The organism is Streptomyces sp. NPDC029159 (assembly GCF_055564055.1).
This window is the reverse complement of record NZ_JBVHWT010000005.1, coordinates 110,605-126,502: the sequence shown is the minus strand read 5'-3', so window position 1 is coordinate 126,502 and position 15,898 is coordinate 110,605. Positions and strand designations below refer to the sequence as shown.

General features: G+C 75.8%; 12 protein-coding genes. 5 read left to right on the top strand and 7 right to left on the bottom strand.

Annotation, left to right across the window (positions count from 1 at the left end; translation table 11 throughout):
- Nucleotides 1-265: 265 nt before the first annotated feature.
- A complete protein-coding gene (locus tag ACZ4U4_RS12785; RefSeq protein ID WP_467872398.1) occupies nt 266-1,594 on the bottom strand; it encodes an ROK family transcriptional regulator in 1,329 nt (442 codons plus the stop codon).
- 218 nt (nt 1,595-1,812) lie between these two features.
- On the opposite strand from ACZ4U4_RS12785, the gene ACZ4U4_RS12780 reads away from it, so the two are divergent.
- Nucleotides 1,813-3,084, top strand: coding sequence for an MFS transporter (locus ACZ4U4_RS12780; protein WP_467872396.1), 1,272 nt, complete (start codon nt 1,813-1,815; stop codon nt 3,082-3,084).
- A 76-nt stretch (nt 3,085-3,160) separates the two neighbouring features.
- On the opposite strand, the gene ACZ4U4_RS12775 is transcribed toward ACZ4U4_RS12780, so the two are convergent.
- Both ACZ4U4_RS12775 and ACZ4U4_RS12770 read right to left on the bottom strand, forming a co-directional pair.
- Nucleotides 3,161-3,652 carry an acyl-CoA thioesterase gene (locus tag ACZ4U4_RS12775; protein ID WP_467872393.1) on the bottom strand — a complete coding sequence of 164 codons (492 nt, stop codon included), beginning with the start codon at nt 3,650-3,652 and terminating at the stop codon, nt 3,161-3,163.
- Between the two features lie 268 nt (nt 3,653-3,920).
- Entirely contained in the window at nt 3,921-4,565 is a 645-nt protein-coding gene (locus tag ACZ4U4_RS12770; protein WP_467872390.1) for a LysE family translocator, read from the bottom strand.
- Between the two features lie 172 nt (nt 4,566-4,737).
- On the opposite strand from ACZ4U4_RS12770, the gene ACZ4U4_RS12765 reads away from it, so the two are divergent.
- The 4 genes from ACZ4U4_RS12765 to ACZ4U4_RS12750 all read left to right on the top strand — a co-directional run bounded on the left by ACZ4U4_RS12765 (nt 4,738) and on the right by ACZ4U4_RS12750 (nt 8,536).
- Nucleotides 4,738-5,088, top strand: coding sequence for a hypothetical protein (locus ACZ4U4_RS12765; RefSeq protein WP_467872388.1), 351 nt, complete (start codon nt 4,738-4,740; stop codon nt 5,086-5,088).
- 141 nt (nt 5,089-5,229) lie between these two features.
- Entirely contained in the window at nt 5,230-5,913 is a 684-nt protein-coding gene (locus ACZ4U4_RS12760) for a response regulator transcription factor (RefSeq protein WP_467872385.1), read from the top strand.
- 2 nt (nt 5,914-5,915) lie between these two features.
- Nucleotides 5,916-7,238 carry a sensor histidine kinase gene (locus tag ACZ4U4_RS12755; RefSeq protein ID WP_467872383.1) on the top strand — a complete coding sequence of 441 codons (1,323 nt, stop codon included), beginning with the start codon at nt 5,916-5,918 and terminating at the stop codon, nt 7,236-7,238.
- A gap of 392 nt (nt 7,239-7,630) precedes the next feature.
- The gene (locus ACZ4U4_RS12750) at nt 7,631-8,536 is read left to right on the top strand and encodes a serine hydrolase (RefSeq protein ID WP_467872380.1); all 906 of its coding nucleotides are present in this window, start codon (nt 7,631-7,633) and stop codon (nt 8,534-8,536) included.
- Here ACZ4U4_RS12750 and ACZ4U4_RS12745 read toward each other — a convergent pair.
- Genes ACZ4U4_RS12745 through ACZ4U4_RS12730 form a run of 4 tightly spaced genes read right to left on the bottom strand, consistent with a single transcriptional unit; the run spans nt 8,502 to nt 15,732 of the window.
- On the bottom strand, nt 8,502-9,254 hold the full coding sequence (locus ACZ4U4_RS12745) for a 4'-phosphopantetheinyl transferase family protein (protein ID WP_467872378.1): 753 nt from the start codon (nt 9,252-9,254) through the stop codon (nt 8,502-8,504). The genes ACZ4U4_RS12750 and ACZ4U4_RS12745 overlap by 35 nt on opposite strands.
- Nucleotides 9,251-10,174: an amino acid kinase family protein gene (locus ACZ4U4_RS12740; protein WP_467872376.1), complete on the bottom strand. Its 924-nt coding sequence runs from the start codon at nt 10,172-10,174 to the stop codon at nt 9,251-9,253. Before ACZ4U4_RS12740 ends, ACZ4U4_RS12745 begins: the two co-directional genes overlap by 4 nt.
- 21 nt (nt 10,175-10,195) lie before the next feature.
- Nucleotides 10,196-11,605, bottom strand: coding sequence for an aspartate aminotransferase family protein (locus tag ACZ4U4_RS12735; protein ID WP_467872373.1), 1,410 nt, complete (start codon nt 11,603-11,605; stop codon nt 10,196-10,198).
- Complete coding sequence (locus ACZ4U4_RS12730) at nt 11,602-15,732, bottom strand: Pls/PosA family non-ribosomal peptide synthetase (protein WP_467872371.1); 4,131 nt, start codon at nt 15,730-15,732, stop codon at nt 11,602-11,604. Before ACZ4U4_RS12730 ends, ACZ4U4_RS12735 begins: the two co-directional genes overlap by 4 nt.
- Between the last annotated feature and the right edge of the window lie 166 nt (nt 15,733-15,898).

Here is a 15,898-nt window from a genome sequence, read left to right as displayed (position 1 = left end):
CGCACCGAGGGGCGTGTACGGGGCCCGGACCCGGCTCCGGCCCCTCGTCCGCTTCCACGAGGGGCGTCGCTCCGGTGGGCGGAAGGGTGCCCGGAGCCCGGCCGTGTCCCGGGGCGAGGGCCCCTACGGCGGCGCGAGGGCGGCCCCGCCCGGTGCCGGTCCCGTCCGGCGTCTGCCCGCGGCCGGTGCCGGCCCGGTGCCGGTCTCCGGCCCGCCGCCGGTGCGTCGCGGGGCGCGGCGCCGGTGTCCGGTGCGGCGGGCCGGCTCACCGCACCGCTCCGGTGGCATCCGGGAACAGGTCCTCCTGGGCCGCGTCCCTCGCCGTCAGGACGGCGCCGCGCAGCACTCCCCGGCCGCCCACCGTCCCGGCCCGCACCTCGGTGGCGAGCGGGGAGACCCGGGCGAGCTGCGCGGCGACCCGGCGGGCGAATTCCGGTCCGCCGGCCCGGCCGACCTCACCGCCCAGCACCACGCAGCCGGGGTCCAGGACGGCGCTCACCGCGGCCACCCCGAGGGCGACCCGGGCGGCGAGGTCGTCGAGGAACGCGGCGCCGCCGGGCCGTTCGACCGCGGAGTGCATCAGGGCCTCGGCGGCGGTGACGTGGGCATCGGATTGGGCGGCCTCGGAGGTTTCGTCTTCGGGTCCCGCGGGCGTGGCGGTGAGCCCCTTCCCCCCGGATCCGCGGCCCGGCGCTCCGGTGCCGGAGGTGCGGCCCGCTCCCGGCTCCGGCAGGTCGATCCCGTATTGCGCGGCAAGGCGGACGACCGCCGCCGAACCGGCGAGCGAATGGAAGCCCCCGATGCAGCCGTGCGCGGAGGGCAGGCCGCCGGTGCCGGGGACGGGCAGGAAGCCGATCTCGCCGGTGCCGCCGGAGGCGCCGCGGCGGAGGCGGCCGTCGAGGACCACGGCGGCGCCGGTGCTCTGCCCCAGCCACAGCAGGACGAAGGTCTCCCGCTCACGGGCCGCGCCGTCGCGGGCCTCGGCCACCGCGGCGAGGTTGACCTCGTTCTCCAGCAGGACCTGCGCCCCGGACTCCTCGAACGCGGTCACCACCGCGTGGTGCCAGCGGGGGATCCAGTCCGTCCCGCCGATGCGGCCGCTCTCCGGGTCGATCAGGCCGGGGGCGCCGATGGCGACGGTGTGCGGTGCGGTGGCGCCCGCGGCGGCCAGCGCCTCGTCCACCGCGCGGCGGGTGGCCCGGACGGCGTGCAACGGCGGTGCGTGCTCCGCGAGGGAGACGGTGCGCTCGGCACGGATCTCGCCGAGCAGATCGGCCACGGCGATGCTGACCCCGCGGTCGCGCAGATCGAGGGCGAGGAGATGGGCGCGGTCGGCGACGATGCCGAACAGCCGGGCGTTGGGGCCGCGCCGCCGGGCGCCGCTCTCCCCGACGACGGCGATCAGGCCGGCCGCCCGGAGCCGTCCGACGAGGTCGGCGACGGTCGGGCGGGACAGCCCGGTCAGCTCCCGGAGCCGCGTCGCCGTCAACGGGCCCTCTTCCTGGAGGAGTTGCAGGGCCAGACGGTCATTGATCCGCCGTGCGGTGGTGGGAGAGGCGGTCCGGCCCATGGCCTCGCTGCGCGGTGCATGCATGGCGGGGATCCTTCCAGAAATCGTCAACCCGACGAACGGCCTGTGGACAACTCACCGTTGGTGGACGGACGCACCGCCGGGACGCCGGGCGGTCACGCGTGCCGGGTGTCCGTTCCGGTGGCGCTCCACGGGCGGTGGCGCGGCCTCCGTACACGCGCCAACAGCCGGTGTTCGCGGCGCTCTTATTAACAGGCAGGGTTCCTGATAGTTTGCGCGCCATGGTCGGCAACGGTGCCCGCAACGACGTCTGTCCACCGGCCGCGGCTGTGCGCCGCGCCCGGTGGGCCATCTCCCTGGTCTTCCTCGTGCACGGCTCGGTGACCGGCAGCTTCGCCACCCGGGTGCCCTGGATCCAGGAGCACACCGGTATCGGCGCGGGGCAGCTCGGCCTCGCGCTGGCCTTTCCCGCGATCGGCGCTTCGTTGGCGATGCCGCTCGCCGGACGGATCAGCCACCGCTTCGGCGCCCGTACGGCGCTGCGCGGCCTGCTCGCCCTGTGGACCCTGTCGCTGATCCTCCCGGCCCTCTCCCCCGGTCTGTACGCGCTCTGCCCGGCGCTGCTGGTCTACGGCGCGAGCGCGGGCATGTCGGACGTGGCGATGAACGCGCTGGGGGTGGAGACGGAGGAGCGGCTGGGGCGGTCGATCATGTCGGGGCTGCACGGTATGTGGAGCGTCGGTGCGCTGCTCGGCTCCGCGGCGGGCACGGTGGCCGCGCACGCCGGTACGGATGCCCGGCTGCACCTGGGCGGCACGGCTCTCGTCCTGACCCTGGTGGGCGCGTTGGCGTGCGGCGGGGTGCTGGACCTGCGGGGTGCGGCCGATGCGCCCGCGCCGCCGCGCTTCGCGCTGCCGCCGAAGTCGGCGCTGGTCATCGGCGCCGTCGGGTTCTGCGCGGTGTTCGCCGAGGGCGCCAGTCTGGACTGGTCCGCGGTCTATCTGCGGGACGTCCTGGGGACGGGCGCGGGCCCGGCGGCCGCCTCCACCACGGCGTTCGCCTGCACGATGGCCGCGGCGCGGCTGGTGGGCGACCGGGTGGTGGCCCGCTTCGGCCCGGTGCGGACCGTGCGGTGCGGGGGCGTTCTCGCGACGGCGGGCGGTCTGCTCGTGGTGGCCGCCCACCACCCGGTGGTGGCGATGGCGGGGTTCGCGCTGGTCGGGCTGGGGATCGCGGTGGTGGTGCCGCTGGCGTTCGCGGCCGCGGGCCGCAGCGGCCCCGCGCCCAGTCAGGCCATCGCCGGCGTCGCGACGATCACCTACGCGTCGGGCCTGATCGCACCGTCCACCATCGGCGGTATCGCTCAGGCAACCTCCCTGACGATTTCGTTCGCGCTGGTGACGGCCCTGGCCGCGGGGTTGATCGCGGGCGCCCGGGTGCTGCGTCTCCCGCCCCGGACGGCACCGGCGGCGACCGCGGAGGCGCACGCCGCGGCGGCGCCCCCGGCCGCGGCGGGAAACCCGGCCACGCCGGAGGCGCCGCCCCAGCCGTGACAGGGCCGAGGGCCGCCCGGTTCGGGGGCGGCCCTCGGCGCCGGCGTCCGGCCCGGCCGGATCAGGTCACGTCCGATCAGGCGGCTTCGCCCTCCGGCAGCGCCTCGTCCGCCGCGGGGCGGAGGAGCTCCGCGGCGAGGGTGCGGGTGTGGTCCGACCACGGGGCGGGGCGGAGGGCCTGCGGATCGACGCGGACGATCACGCGGTGGCCGTGGGCGTGGGTCTCGGTGCCGTCGGCGGAGCAGATCCGGAAGCCGTAGGTCATGCCGGTCCGGCCGAGGCGTTCGATCCAGAGGTGGGCGGCGTAGCGGCCGGGGCGGGTGATCGGGCGCTCGTAGGAGACCTTCATCTCCTTGATCACGTTGCACATGTCGCCGGCGGCCGCCCAGTCGCCCTCGAAGGTGAAGCCGTGGCGGTGCCAGTGGTCGGCCCAGGCGCGTTCGGCCAGCACCGGGTAGCGCGAGTTGTGCAGCATGCCCAGGGCGTCGAGGTCGTCGAAGTGGACGATGACGGGGACCAGTTGCCCGAACGGCACGGGGCGGGCGGACTGGAGGGGTTCGACGCTCACGGGTGATGCTCCTGGGTGGTGCTGTGCAAAATGGCAGGAAACCATCGTAAGCGGCTGCTTACGGTGGTTTGCCCGGCGGGGCCTCGACACCTCGGAGACGGGCGCCTCACCCGCCCCCGGAGCCCGGGAACACCGGGTCGGAGCGCCTGGCCGGTGCGCGGCGCCGGGTCGCGGCGCCAGCCCGTACGGCCGTTCCCGTACGGATCCACCGGCCAGGAGCGGTGGCGAGATCCGCCCCCCAGGGGCGCCCCTGGGACCGTCCGCCGGTTCAGTCCGCGCGGCCGGTCGCCGCCACCGTGACGCCCAGGCCGATCATCGCCAGGCCGCCCGCGCCGCCGACCAGCGACAGGCGGCGTTCCGAGCGCGCGAACCAGGTGCGGGCCGCGGAGGCGCCCAGGCCCCAGAGGCTGTCCGTGACCAGGGCGATGGTGACCGGGACCAGTCCCAGCACCATCATCTGTACGGGGATGTGCGCCGCCGCGTGGTCGACGAACTGCGGGAGGACGGCGGCGAAGAAGACGAGGCCCTTCGGGTTGGTGACACCGACGAGCGCACCGTCCAGGACCGTGCGCAGCGGACCGCGCCGCGCGCCGGCCGGGGCGTTCATGTCCGCCGCGTGCATCTCCTTGCGGTGCCGGAACGCCTGTACGCCCAGGTGGACGAGGTACACCGCGCCCGCCAGCTTCACGACGGTGAACACCACCGCGGACCGCTCCACCAGCGCGCCCAGCCCCCAGGCCACGGCGACGATCAGTGCGTAGGAGCCGAGGATGTTGCCGAGGGCCGTCTCCAGCGCCGCGCGGCGGCCGTGGGCGAGGGCTCTGCCGACGACGAACAGCACGCTCGGGCCGGGGATCACGATCACCACCAGCGACATCACCGCGAACGCGAGCAAGCTCTCCGTGGACACCATCTGTCCGTCACCTCCTGGTCGGTCGGGCCGCACCGATTCCCTCTGCCCCCGCCGACCCGTCGGCCATCCTCGCCTATGCGCGCACCGGGACCCGTACGAACACGACGGCCCCGGGGAGCTGCGCCGGTGGGCGTCCGGCCGACCGGCGGGAGACACCCCCTAGGGTGACCCCATGCCACTCGTCGAGATCACCTACGCACCCCGGGTCACCGAGGCGACGCTGCATCAGCTCGGTTCGGTCCTGCCGCACTTGGTGTCGGAGGCCGTGGAATGCCCCGAGGAGCCCTACGACGGGGATTTGCAGCCCGGCGACATCGAGCTGCGGTTCCGGCCGCTCGGTCCGTACGACCGCAGCGGACTGGACGTCGTGATCGAGGTGCGGTCGAAGTGGTTCGAGAGCCGGGCCGCCAACCGTCAGGAGCGGGTGGACCAGCTGTACGAGGGCGTCGCCGCCGCGACGGGGCTGGAGGACGTCGGCGTCTACCTCTCGCTGCCGGTCGCGGCGTGGTCCCAGGGGGACTGATCGGCGGACGCGCCTCGGGTCCGGGGAGCGCTCGGGATCAGGAACCCTTCCTGAAAGAAGCCGCCCCGCAGGGCCACCCCACCGGGCCACCCCTCCCCCGTCCGCGGATGCGTCCTCAAGGCGCGTACGTACCATGAACCTGTGGCACGCATCGTGCTTGTGGAGGACGACGAGACCATCGGTGACCGCCTCGCCAGGACGCTGCGCGGGCTGGGGCACGAGAGCACCTGGTGCCCCGACGCGGCCTCGGCGCGGGCCCGGGCGGCGCTCGGGCCGGCCGATCTGGTGCTGCTGGACCTGGGGCTGCCGGACGCCGACGGCTTCGAGCTCTGCCGGGAGCTGCGCGAGCGGCTGCCGGGCGCGGTCCTCGTGGTGCTGAGTGCCCGTACCGGCGAGATGGACGTCATCCAGGCGCTGGAGTCGGGCGCGGACGACTACCTCACCAAGCCGTTCCGCCTCGCCGAGTTGCAGGCCCGGCTCGCCGCGCATCTGCGGCGCGCCGCACCCGACGGTTCCGGTGCGGCGGCCCGGCCGCTGCGCCACGGGAAGCTGGAGATCGACCGGGCGGCCCGGCGGTGTCTGACCCCGGAGGGCGAGACGGAGCTGCGGCCCAAGGAGTTCGATCTGCTGGTCCACCTCGTCATGTCCAGCGGGCAGGCGGTGAGCCGGGAGGAGCTGATGAGCGACGTGTGGGACGAGAACTGGTTCGGTCCCACCAAGACGCTCGACGTCCATGTCGCCGCGCTCCGCCGCAAGCTCGGCGGGATGATCAAGATCACCACGCTGCGCCACTACGGCTACCGCCTCGAACCGCCGACGGGCTGACCGTGCGCCGCCGCATCCTCCAGGCGAGCGTCATCGCGGTGGTCTGCGCGATCCTGCTGTTCTCGGTGCCCCTGGGGGTGGCGATCCTGCGGCTGTACCAGCAGGACGAGGTGCAGCACCTCCAGCAGGTGGCCGCCCGGGTGGCGGTGAACGTCCCGGCCGATGTGCGGGGCCGCTGGGATCCGCTGGAGCTGCCGCGGCTGCGGCCCGGTACGCATGTCGGGGTCTACGACTCCGACGCCCGTCTCGTGCGGGCGTCCGGCCCGTTGCGTACCGCCGGTCCGCCCAACGGCGATCTGCCGGTGCACGAGGCCCTGGAGGGCTCGGTCTCCTCGCACCGGGTCCGGAGCAGGCTGGTCTCCGCGGTCCCGGTGGGCACCTCGGAGCAGGTCCGGGCCGTGGTGCGGGTGAGTTCGCCGGCCGACGTGCCGCTGCGCCGGGCGGCCGTGACCTGGGCCGGGATGCTGGCGCTCGCGGCGGTGGCGGTCGGCGTCGCGGTCGCGCTGTCGTTCCGCTCCAGCCGCAGTCTGGCCCGGCCGCTGGAGGAGCTGGCGACGACGGCCGCGCGGCTGGAGGAGGGCGATCTGACCGCGCGCGCCACCGTCACCGGGCTGCCCGAGGCGGACGACGTGGCCCGGGCGCTCAACCGTGCCGCGCAGCGGGTGGCGGAGCTGCTGCGCCGGGAGCGGTCGTTCAGCGCCGACGCCTCGCACCAGCTGCGGACCGCGCTGACCCGGGTGCGGCTGGAGCTGGAGTCCGTACCGGCCGAGGCGCCGCCTCAGGTCGCGCGGGCGGCGACGGACGCCGCGCTGGCCGCGCTGGGCGACATGGAGGCGACGCTCGGTGCGCTGCTGGACCTGGCGCGGGACGTGCCCGAGCGGGCGCCGCTGGACGTCGGCGCGCTGCTGGCCGAGGCGGAGCGGCGCTGGCGGGACGAGCTGCGGGCCGCGGACCGCCCGCTGCGGGTGACGGCCGAGGAGGATCTGCCCGAGGCGGTCGGTTCGGCGCGCGCCGGACGGCAGGTGCTCGACGTCCTGCTGGCCAACGCGGTGGCGCACGGCACCGGCGCGGTGACGGTCGTCGCGCGCGACGCCTCCGGGGTCGTCGCGGTGGACGTGGCGGACGAGGGCCCGGGGCTGCCCGAGGGGCTGGACGTGTTCGCCCGGCGCCAGGAGAACGACTCGGCCACCGGCCACGGCATCGGCCTCGCTCTCGCCCACTCCCTGGTCGAGGCCGAGGGCGGGCGCCTGATGGTCACCCGGCGGGCCCCGTACGCCCGGTTCACCTGGCTGATCGCCCGCGGGGGTGCGGACACCGGGGAGTGAGCGGGGCGGCGCCCCGGGGGTGGGCCCGGCGCGCCGCGCACGGGGCGCGCCGCTGCCCTTGCCGGCGGCCCCGCCCGGCTCCCCTTCGGCGGACCTCCCCCCCGTCTCGCCGGGGAGGTGTCGCACCTCACCTCTCCGAACTGCACCGATCATCCCGTTTGCCCCTTATCGTCGGCGATGACCGGTCGTGTGCGTACGCCTCTCCGTCTCCGTGTACGTCGCTCCGTACGGCCTCCGTGCGGACCGCCGGTGTCCGCCGTCTCCCGGTGTGTCCGGGCAGGCGTCTCTTCCGGGCAACCCCGTCCGCCGGTCCGATCCGGCCGGTGCGGCGCCGGCTTCCGGCTCCCGCACGGTGCGTGGGTGCCCGGCTCCTCAGCGAACAGGACTTCTCCATGCCCCGCTCCCGTCCCTCCCGTCGCGCCCGGGCCGTCGCCGTGACGGCCGGCGTCCTGCTCACCGCGCTCGGTGCCGCCGCCCCCGCCCTCGCCGTCACCGGGATCTACCCGTCCGACGGCGGACGGCACGGCTCGGCCGCCGTCGGCGGCGAGCGGGTCGTGTGCACCTCCGGTACGCGGGGCCTCGCGCCGACGCTGTCCCGGGACATCGCGGACGCGTTCCGGGGGCGCGAGGACACCCCGGCGCTGGCCCTCTACGACGCGTCCACGCAGACCAGCTGCCGGTTCCGGGCCGATGACGCCTTCGACTCGGCGAGCGTGGTGAAGGTGACCGTGCTCGGCGCGCTGCTGCGGCAGGCCCAGGAGGCGCACCGGCCGCTCACCGCGGAGGAGGGGCGGCTGGCCACCGCGATGATCACCAAGTCGGACAACGCCGCGACCACCGCGCTGTGGCGGCAGGTCGGGCCCGACGGCATCCAGCGCTTCCTCACCCTGGCCGGGATGGCGCACACCGAGCCGGGCGACGGTCCGTCCTGGGGCCTGACCCAGATCACCGCCGACGACCAGCTCACCCTGATGCGGCTGCTCACCCACGACAACGACGTCCTCGGGCCGGGCGCCCGCTCGTACGCGCTCGGGCTGATGCGGCAGGTCGTCCCCGACCAGCGGTGGGGCGCCCCGGCCGGGCATCCGGCCGACGCCACCTCCCAGGTCAAGAACGGCTGGCTGCCGCGGGCCACCGACGGCTGGCGGGTGCACAGCGTCGCCGCGTTCACCGGCGGCGGCCACGACTACGGCCTCGCCGTCCTCTCGGGCTCCAACCGCACCATGGACTACGGCATCGACACCATCGAGGCGGCGTCCCGCGTCATCCACCGCGACCTGGACGACGCCACCGGCTGACCGCCCGCGTCCGGTACGCACAGGCGGCGACGGCCGGTGCGCCGTCGGGCTCCGCGAGCGGCAGGTCCACCACCCGCCACGGTCCGCTCCGTACCGGCCGCGGGCCCGTGCCCACGCGCACCGCGGCGGGCCCGGGGACGAAGCCGGTGCCGAGGCCCTTGAGGTACGCCTCCTTACGGGTCCAGCAGCGGGCGCACGCCGTGGGGCGCTCCGCCGCCGGCAGCGCGGCCAGCTCCGCGCGCTCGCCCGGGTGCAGCAGCCGGGCGATCTCCTCGGCGCCGGACGCGGACGGCACCGCCTCCGCGTCGACGCCCACCGGCGCGTACCCGAAGGCGAGCAGGACGGGCCCGCCGCCGCGGGTGAGCGAGAAGTGCAGCGGGGCGTCCGCCACCAGCGGTCTGCCGTGCGGGGCGCCGCAGTGCGGACACCGCTCCCGTACGAAGGTCACCGCGGCGGGGGCACGGTTCAGGTAGGCGCCGAGCAGTTCGCGGAGGAGCAGGTGGGCGGCGGTGTAGCGGGTGCGGGCCGGGGCCGGGCGGAGGGCGGCGGCGCGGCGGCGTTCGTCGGCGGCGAGGACCGCGGCGGCCGCGTCCGGGCCGCGGGCGCGCAGATATCCGGCGGCGTCCGGCAGCAGCCACACCTCCGGGGCGCCCCGAGGCGGGGCGCCCCCGGGGAGCGGGTCGCGGCCGACGGTGCGGACCGCCGGGGTCCGGCTCATCCGGCCGCCTTCCGGCCGCCGCCGGTGTGCGCGGGGGCCAGCGGCCGGGGCGCCGGGGCCGGCCGGCCGCCGCCCGCCACGGCGTCCGGCAGCGGCTCCGCACCGCCCCCGGCCGGACCGGCGTACGCCCGGCCGACCACGGTCCGCGGGACCTTCCGGCCGGGCGTGCCCGTCGCGGCGGGGACCGGCGAGGCGGACATCACCGTGCCGGGCCGGTCGTGGAAGGACGACCTGACGTGCACGGTCACCCCGTACCGGGCCGCGTACTCCACGCTGCGCAGCGCCAGCACCTCGGCGCCGTCGGCGGCCAGCCGGCGCATCGCCGGGTAGGTGACATGGCGCAGCAGCCGGGCCGACGGGTCGATGCGCGGGTCGGCGGTGTAGACGCCGTCGACGTCGGTGCAGATCTCGCAGACGTCGGCCTTCAGGGCCGCGGCGAGGGCGATGGCCGTGGTGTCGGAGCCGCCCCGGCCCAGTGTGGTGACTTCGCCGGTCTCCCGGCAGCGGCCCTGGAATCCGGCGACGAACGGGATCTCCCCGCGGTCGAGCGCCAGCCGTATCCGGCGCGGTTCGACCGCGACGATCCGGGCGTCACCGTGGACGGTGGTCGTCAGGACACCGGCCTGCGGTCCGGTGAACGAGCGGGCCGGGACGCCGAGCGCGGCGGTGGCCATCGCGGTCAGCGCGTTGGCGACCTGTTCGCCCGTCGTCAGGACGAGGTCGAGTTCGCGGGGGACGGGGTCGGGGCTCACCTCGCCCGCCAGGTGGAGCAGCTCCTCGGTGGTGGCGCCCATCGCGGAGACCACCACGACGACGTCGTGGCCGGCGCGGTGTGCCGCGACGACACGGGCGGCGACCCGGCGGATCCGCTCCGGACTCCCCACCGAGGTCCCGCCGTACTTCTGGACGATGAGCGCCATGGTGGCTCCTTCCAGGGCGGTTCAGAACGCCGCGCCCGCGCGGGGGCGGCAGGCGACGGTGACGGCGTCGCGGAGGATCGCGCAGGCCGTGTCCATGACCTCCGCGGTGACGTTGAGCGGCGGCAGCAGGCGGACGACGGCGTCGTCGCGGCCGCCGAGTTCGACGATCAGCCCGTGCCGCAGCGCGAGGGACTGCACGGCGGCCGCGGCCCGGGTCGCGGGCCGTCCGTCGGCCGGGTCGGCGAGTTCGATGCCGCGGATCAGGCCGCGGCCGCGGACGTCACGGACCCAGGGGTGGTCGGCGAGCGGCGCCAGCAGCTGTGCGCACTGCCGGCCGCGCGCCCGGACGTTGCCGAGCACGTCGTCGCGGCGCATGATCCGGACCGTCTCCACCCCCGCGGCGAACGCCGGCTGGTCGCCGCGGAAGGTGCCGATGTGCGCGCCCGGCTCCCAGACGTCCAGCGCCGCGTCGTAGAGGATCAGGGCGACCGGCAGGCCGACGCCGCTGAGGGCCTTGGACGCCACGACGACGTCGGGCTCGATGCCGTACTGCTCGAACGCGAACCAGGTGCCGGTGCGGCCGCAGCCGGTCTGCACCTCGTCGGCGATGAGCGGGATGTCCAGGGCGCGGGTCAGCTCCCGCACCCGGCGGACGAACGCGGGGCGGGCCGGGACGCTGCCGCCCTCGCCCTGGACCAGTTCGATCAGGACGGCGGCGGGCAGCGGGACGCCGCTGGTGCTGTCGGTCAGGGCGCGCTCCAGCTGGTCGGCGCAGCGCCGGGAGCAGCCGTCGGGGACGGGGCCCTCGGGGCAGCGGCCGGGTCCGCAGTACGGGAAGAAGTGGACGCCGGACATACCGTCACGGACGGCTTCCTTCCGGCCGACCGGGCCGCTGAGCGCCGTCGTGGCGTAGGTGGTGCCGTGGAAGGCGCCCTGGAAGGCGACGACGTCCGAGCGGCCGGTGGCGATCTTGCAGAGCTTGACGGCCGCCTCGACGGCGTTGGCGCCGGTCGGCCCGCAGAAGTGGAGCTTCGTACGGTGGCGCATCCCGGGCGCCAGCATGGACAGCTGGGCCTGGGTGAAGGCGTCCTTGACGCGGGTGGGGAAGTCCAGGCCGTGGGTGAGGACGCCGAGTTGGCGGGCGGCGGCGCGCACGAGTTCGGGGTGGTTGTGGCCGAGCGGGAGCACCCCGGCGCCGTCGAGGAAGTCGATGAAGACGTTGCCGTCGACGTCGCGGACGTAGGGGCCGTCGCCGTCGGCGAGCGCGATCGGCAGATGGCGCGGGTAGACGCGGGCCGCGGATTCCCAGCGTTCCTGGCGGGCGAGGAGTTCGGCGGAGCGCGGGCCGGGCAGGTCCCCGGCGACGTGCGGGCCGGTCACCGCGCCGGACGGCGAGAAGGTGATCAAGGGGGGTGTGGCGAGCGTGGTCATGGACGTGCTCCACGGGGGGTGCGGGGCGGATCGGCGGGCCGGGCGCCGGGACGGAGGGTGGCCGGGATGCCCCGCCACCGGGTCGCCCCGGGCAGCGCCTCGCCCTTCATCACCAGGGACAGGGCGTCCAGGGACGCGTCTTCGGCGACGCGGGCGTCGTAGAGGACGACGGAGCGGATGCCCACGGACGCGCCGCGCTCGACGGTGACGCGGGACATCTTCATGACCCGGTCCTCGAAGAGGTGGGTCTGCAGGGAGGTGAACTGGCCGACGGCGGCGTCGTCCGCCACGCTCACCAGGTCGAATTCGGTGAGGAAGGTGGTGGACAGCCACACCCGGCGGCCCATCCGGGCGCCGAAGAGGCGCAGCAGCAGCGGCGCCCAGGGGGTGCCGAGCAGGAAGTTCATGGCGGTCGGCACCACGAGGTTCTCGTAGAGGCCGGTGACGAGTTCGGTGCGGCGTACCCACATGCTCCACAGCGGTGCGACGCGGGGCCGGTAGCCGCCGATGACCAGCCACTTCACGGCGGCCGCGGCGAGGACGCCGGCCAGCCCGGTGGCCATCAGCACGAGGGGCATGGCGAGGAAGAGCGCGACCGGCGGGAGGGCCGCGGCGAGGGCGAGCGAGACGTGGTAGGCGCCGAGGACGGAGAGGAGGCCGAGGGTCGGCGGCAGCGTCACCCGGACGTACTCGACGGCGAGGCGGGCCAGCACCCGGCCCCGGCTCGGGGCGTAGGTCAGCCGCTCGGGGAAGCCGGGGCTGGCCTCGCGGTGCGGCAGGAAGATGGCGGGCGAGCCCAGCCAGGTCGTCTCGGGGGCGATCGGTTCGGCGGGGGCGACGGAGTGGACGCCGAGGAGGCTGTTGTCGCCCATCCGGCCGGAGCCCGGCAGCAGGGCGCCGTTGCCGACGAAGCTGCGGCGGCCGACCTGCGCGGGCGCCAGCGCGAGGTGCCCGTGGTGGAAGACGGCCGGGCCCACCACGCTGACGTCGGCGAGGAAGCTCTCCGGGCCGACCCGGAGCATGTCGGGGTCGACGAAGGTGACGGTGGCGACCTCCGCCCGGTGCCCGGTGCGGGCCCCCAGGCCGCGCAGGAACGGGATCACGTAGAGCGTGGAGTAGAGCGCCTGGGTGAAGGTCAGGCTCATCGTCATCATGCCGTCGCCCAGCCATTTGCGGAGCCCGAAGGCGCTGCGCTCGGGGTGGACGCCGGGGCGGGCGACGGGCATCACGGCGCGCTTGACGGCGAGGACGGCGGCGCAGCTGGTCAGGACCATCAGCGGGGCGGCGCCCACGGCGGCGAGGCAGCCCCAGGCGACGCCGTCGCTGTGGGCGGTGGCGATGGCGAGCCAGGCCCCGCACTCGATGATCAGCAGCGGCAGGAGCAGCAGGAACACCGCGCCGAGCGCGAACCCGGCCACCACCGGGACCGGCCAGCGGCGGTCGTCCGGACGGGCGGCGAGGTCCGCGACGAGGGGCGGCGGCGCGGGCTGCCGGGTGGCCGGGGAGCCCGACCAGTGCTCCCCGGCCGGGATCTCGGTGTCCTCCGGGACGAGGGACTGCTCCCCCACCGTGGCGCCGTCGCCGAGGACCGCGCCGGGCAGCACCACGCTGTTGGTGCCGACGCCGCAGCCCGCGCCGATACGGACGGGGGCGAGCCGCAGCCGGCCGCCCTCGACGGTGTGCACCTCGACGCGGGCGCCGTAGCCGAGGGTGGTGCCCGCGCCGATCGTCACCAGGGACGGCGGGGCGGTGATGGTCCCCAGGTGGCAGTGGCGGCCGATGCGGGCGCCGAGCAGCCGCAGCACCGGCGGCAGCAGCGGCGAGCCGGTCAGCAGGATCAGCGGCGAGACGATGAGCAGCTTGTGGGCCAGCCAGAACCGCAGATAGACCACGCCCCACAGCGGGTAGCGGCCCGGTCGGACGCCCGCCATCAGCAGTCTGCTGAGGATCATCGGCACCACCAGCAGACTCAGGACCAGCCAGCCGGCCTCCATCGGGATCAGCGCGGCCAGCGGCAGCCCGGCGACGGTGTCCAGGGCGCTGCCCGCGGTGATCGAGTGGACCGGCAGGTCCCAGATCTCGCCGAGCCGGTACAGCGCGACGAGCGCGGCGAGCGCGGGCAGCAGCAGCCAGACGTAGAGCCCGGCCACCTGGGCGACGCCGCAGGCCAGCACCCGGAGCGTGGAGTGGCGCAGCGGGGCGGGCGGCGGGGCGCCGGTCTCCCCCGGCTCCTCCTCGGGTGCGGTGGCCGTCGCGGTGGCGTACGCGGCGAAGTCGCGGACGGTGGGGTGGGCGTAGAGGTCGCCCATGGCGAGGTGGCGCAGGTCCGCGTCGCGCCGCAGCCGGGAGATCAGCCGGGCGGCGGTCATGGAGTGGCCGCCCAGGTCGGTGAAGAAGTCGTCGTCGGTGGAGACCGGGCCGCCGCCCAGGACGTCCTGCCACAGTGCGGCCATCCGGCGCTCCAGCGGGGTGCGGGGCGGCGTCGGCGGCCGGGCGCGGCGGCCCAGCGGCGGGGAGACCGGCGGCGGGAGGGCGGCGCGGTCGACCTTGTCGGCGGTGAGCAGCGGGAACGCGGCCAGCACCTCGACGAAGGTCGGGATCATGTACGCGGGCAGTTTGCGGCGGAGCGCCGTGTGCAGCCGCTCGCGCAAGGTGTCGTCGTCCTCGGCGGCCACCGGCGGCTTGCGGGTGACGTAGCCGGTCAGGTCCTGGGCGGTGCCGTCGCGGGCGCGCGGGACGACGACGGCGTTCTCGACGGCGGCGTCCTCCCGCAGCACCTCCTCGATCTCGCCGAGTTCGATGCGGTAGCCGCGGATCTTGACCTGGTTGTCGATCCGGCCGAGGTATTCGATCTCCCCGGAGGGGGTGTGGCGGCCGCGGTCGCCGGTGCGGTAGATGCGCGGTGCCGCGGCGCGGTCGCGGGCCACCGGGTTGGGCCGGAAGCGGTCCTCGGTGAGGTCGGCGCGGCGGACGTAGCCGAGGGCGACGCCCGGCCCGCCGATGCAGATCTCGCCGCTCTCGCCGCGCGCGACGGGCCGCAGCTCCTCGTCGAGGAGGTAGACGAGGTAGCCGGGCAGCGGGGTGCCGATGGTGACCGGCCGGTCCGGGGTGAGTTCGGCGCAGGTGGCCGTCACCGTCGTCTCGGTGGGGCCGTACGCGTTGAGGATGCGGCGGCCGGGCCGCGACCAGCTGCGGACGAGTCCGGGCGGGCATGCCTCCCCGCTGACGAGGAGGGTGCGCAGCGCCGGGAGGTCCGGGTCGAGGGTGGTGAGCAGCGTGGGGACGCAGCAGAGCACGGTGATCGCGCGTTCGGTGAGGAAGGCGGTGAGTTCCGGTCCGGCGCGGCGGGCCTCGTCCGGTCCGGCGACGAGGGTGGCGCCGGCCATCCAGGCGGGCCAGATCTCCTCCAGCGCGAAGTCGAAGGCGAGGGAGAGGCCCTGGTGGACGCGGTCGTGGTCGGTGACGCCGTAGAGCGGGGCGGCGGCGCGCAGGAAGGCGACGATGTTCGCCCGGGAGACGGCGACGCCCTTGGGGCGGCCGGTGGTGCCGGAGGTGTAGATGACGTAGCACTCGCCGGAGGGGTCGCCGGCGGCTTCGGGGCGGGTCTCCGGGGCGCGGGCGAGGGCGTCGGCCGCGCGGTCCAGCGCCAGTATCCGGCAGGGCAGCTCGCGGGTGCGGTCGTCGAGCGAGGCGGTGGTGACCAGGTCGTGCAGTCCGCAGTCGGCGGCGATGAAGGCCAGCCGGTCGGCGGGGAACGACACGTCGAGCGGGACGTAGGAGGCGCCGCTCTTGAGGATCGCGAGCAGGGTGACGTAGGTGGCCGGGGAGCGCTCCAGCAGGATGCCGACGCGGCGGCCGGGGCCGGCGCCGCGGTTGCGCAGCAGGTGGGCGAGGCGGTTGGCGCGCCGGTCCAGCTCTTCGTAGGTGAGGGTCTCGGCGCCGCACTCGACGGCGATGTGGGAGGGGTTGCGGTCGCAGGAGCGGGTGAAGAAGGCGTCCGGTCCGCCGGAGCCGGGGGGCTGCGGGCCGCCGGGGGGCGGCGGCGGGGTGGGCTCCTCGGTCCGGGCCGGGGTGCGGTGCGGTGTGCCCGTCGCGGTGGAGGTCGTGTGGGCGGTGGACACCGACATGGGGTTCCCTCCTGCGCGGCGGCTGCGGACACCGGACCGCCGCCCGTCGGCCCGTCGGCCGGGCCCGGGCACCGGACCCGGTCCGGAATCCCTTGACGTTGCCCAGGCTACGGAGCGGCAGGCCAGGGGCCGGTGCGGTGCGGGTTAGGGCGGCGTAAACGTCTGG

Bases quoted from the DNA above. Each gene is read 5' to 3' on its own strand.
- ACZ4U4_RS12785 (WP_467872398.1), bottom strand. From the start codon at position 1,594: ATGCATGCACCGCGCAGCGAGGCCATGGGCCGGACCGCCTCTCCCACC.
- ACZ4U4_RS12780 (WP_467872396.1), top strand. From the start codon at position 1,813: ATGGTCGGCAACGGTGCCCGCAACGACGTCTGTCCACCGGCCGCGGCT.
- ACZ4U4_RS12770 (WP_467872390.1), bottom strand. From the start codon at position 4,565: ATGGTGTCCACGGAGAGCTTGCTCGCGTTCGCGGTGATGTCGCTGGTG.
- ACZ4U4_RS12765 (WP_467872388.1), top strand. From the start codon at position 4,738: ATGCCACTCGTCGAGATCACCTACGCACCCCGGGTCACCGAGGCGACG.
- ACZ4U4_RS12750 (WP_467872380.1), top strand. From the start codon at position 7,631: ATGCCCCGCTCCCGTCCCTCCCGTCGCGCCCGGGCCGTCGCCGTGACG.
- ACZ4U4_RS12745 (WP_467872378.1), bottom strand. From the start codon at position 9,254: ATGAGCCGGACCCCGGCGGTCCGCACCGTCGGCCGCGACCCGCTCCCC.
- ACZ4U4_RS12740 (WP_467872376.1), bottom strand. From the start codon at position 10,174: ATGGCGCTCATCGTCCAGAAGTACGGCGGGACCTCGGTGGGGAGTCCG.
- ACZ4U4_RS12735 (WP_467872373.1), bottom strand. From the start codon at position 11,605: ATGACCACGCTCGCCACACCCCCCTTGATCACCTTCTCGCCGTCCGGC.
- ACZ4U4_RS12730 (WP_467872371.1), bottom strand. From the start codon at position 15,732: ATGTCGGTGTCCACCGCCCACACGACCTCCACCGCGACGGGCACACCG.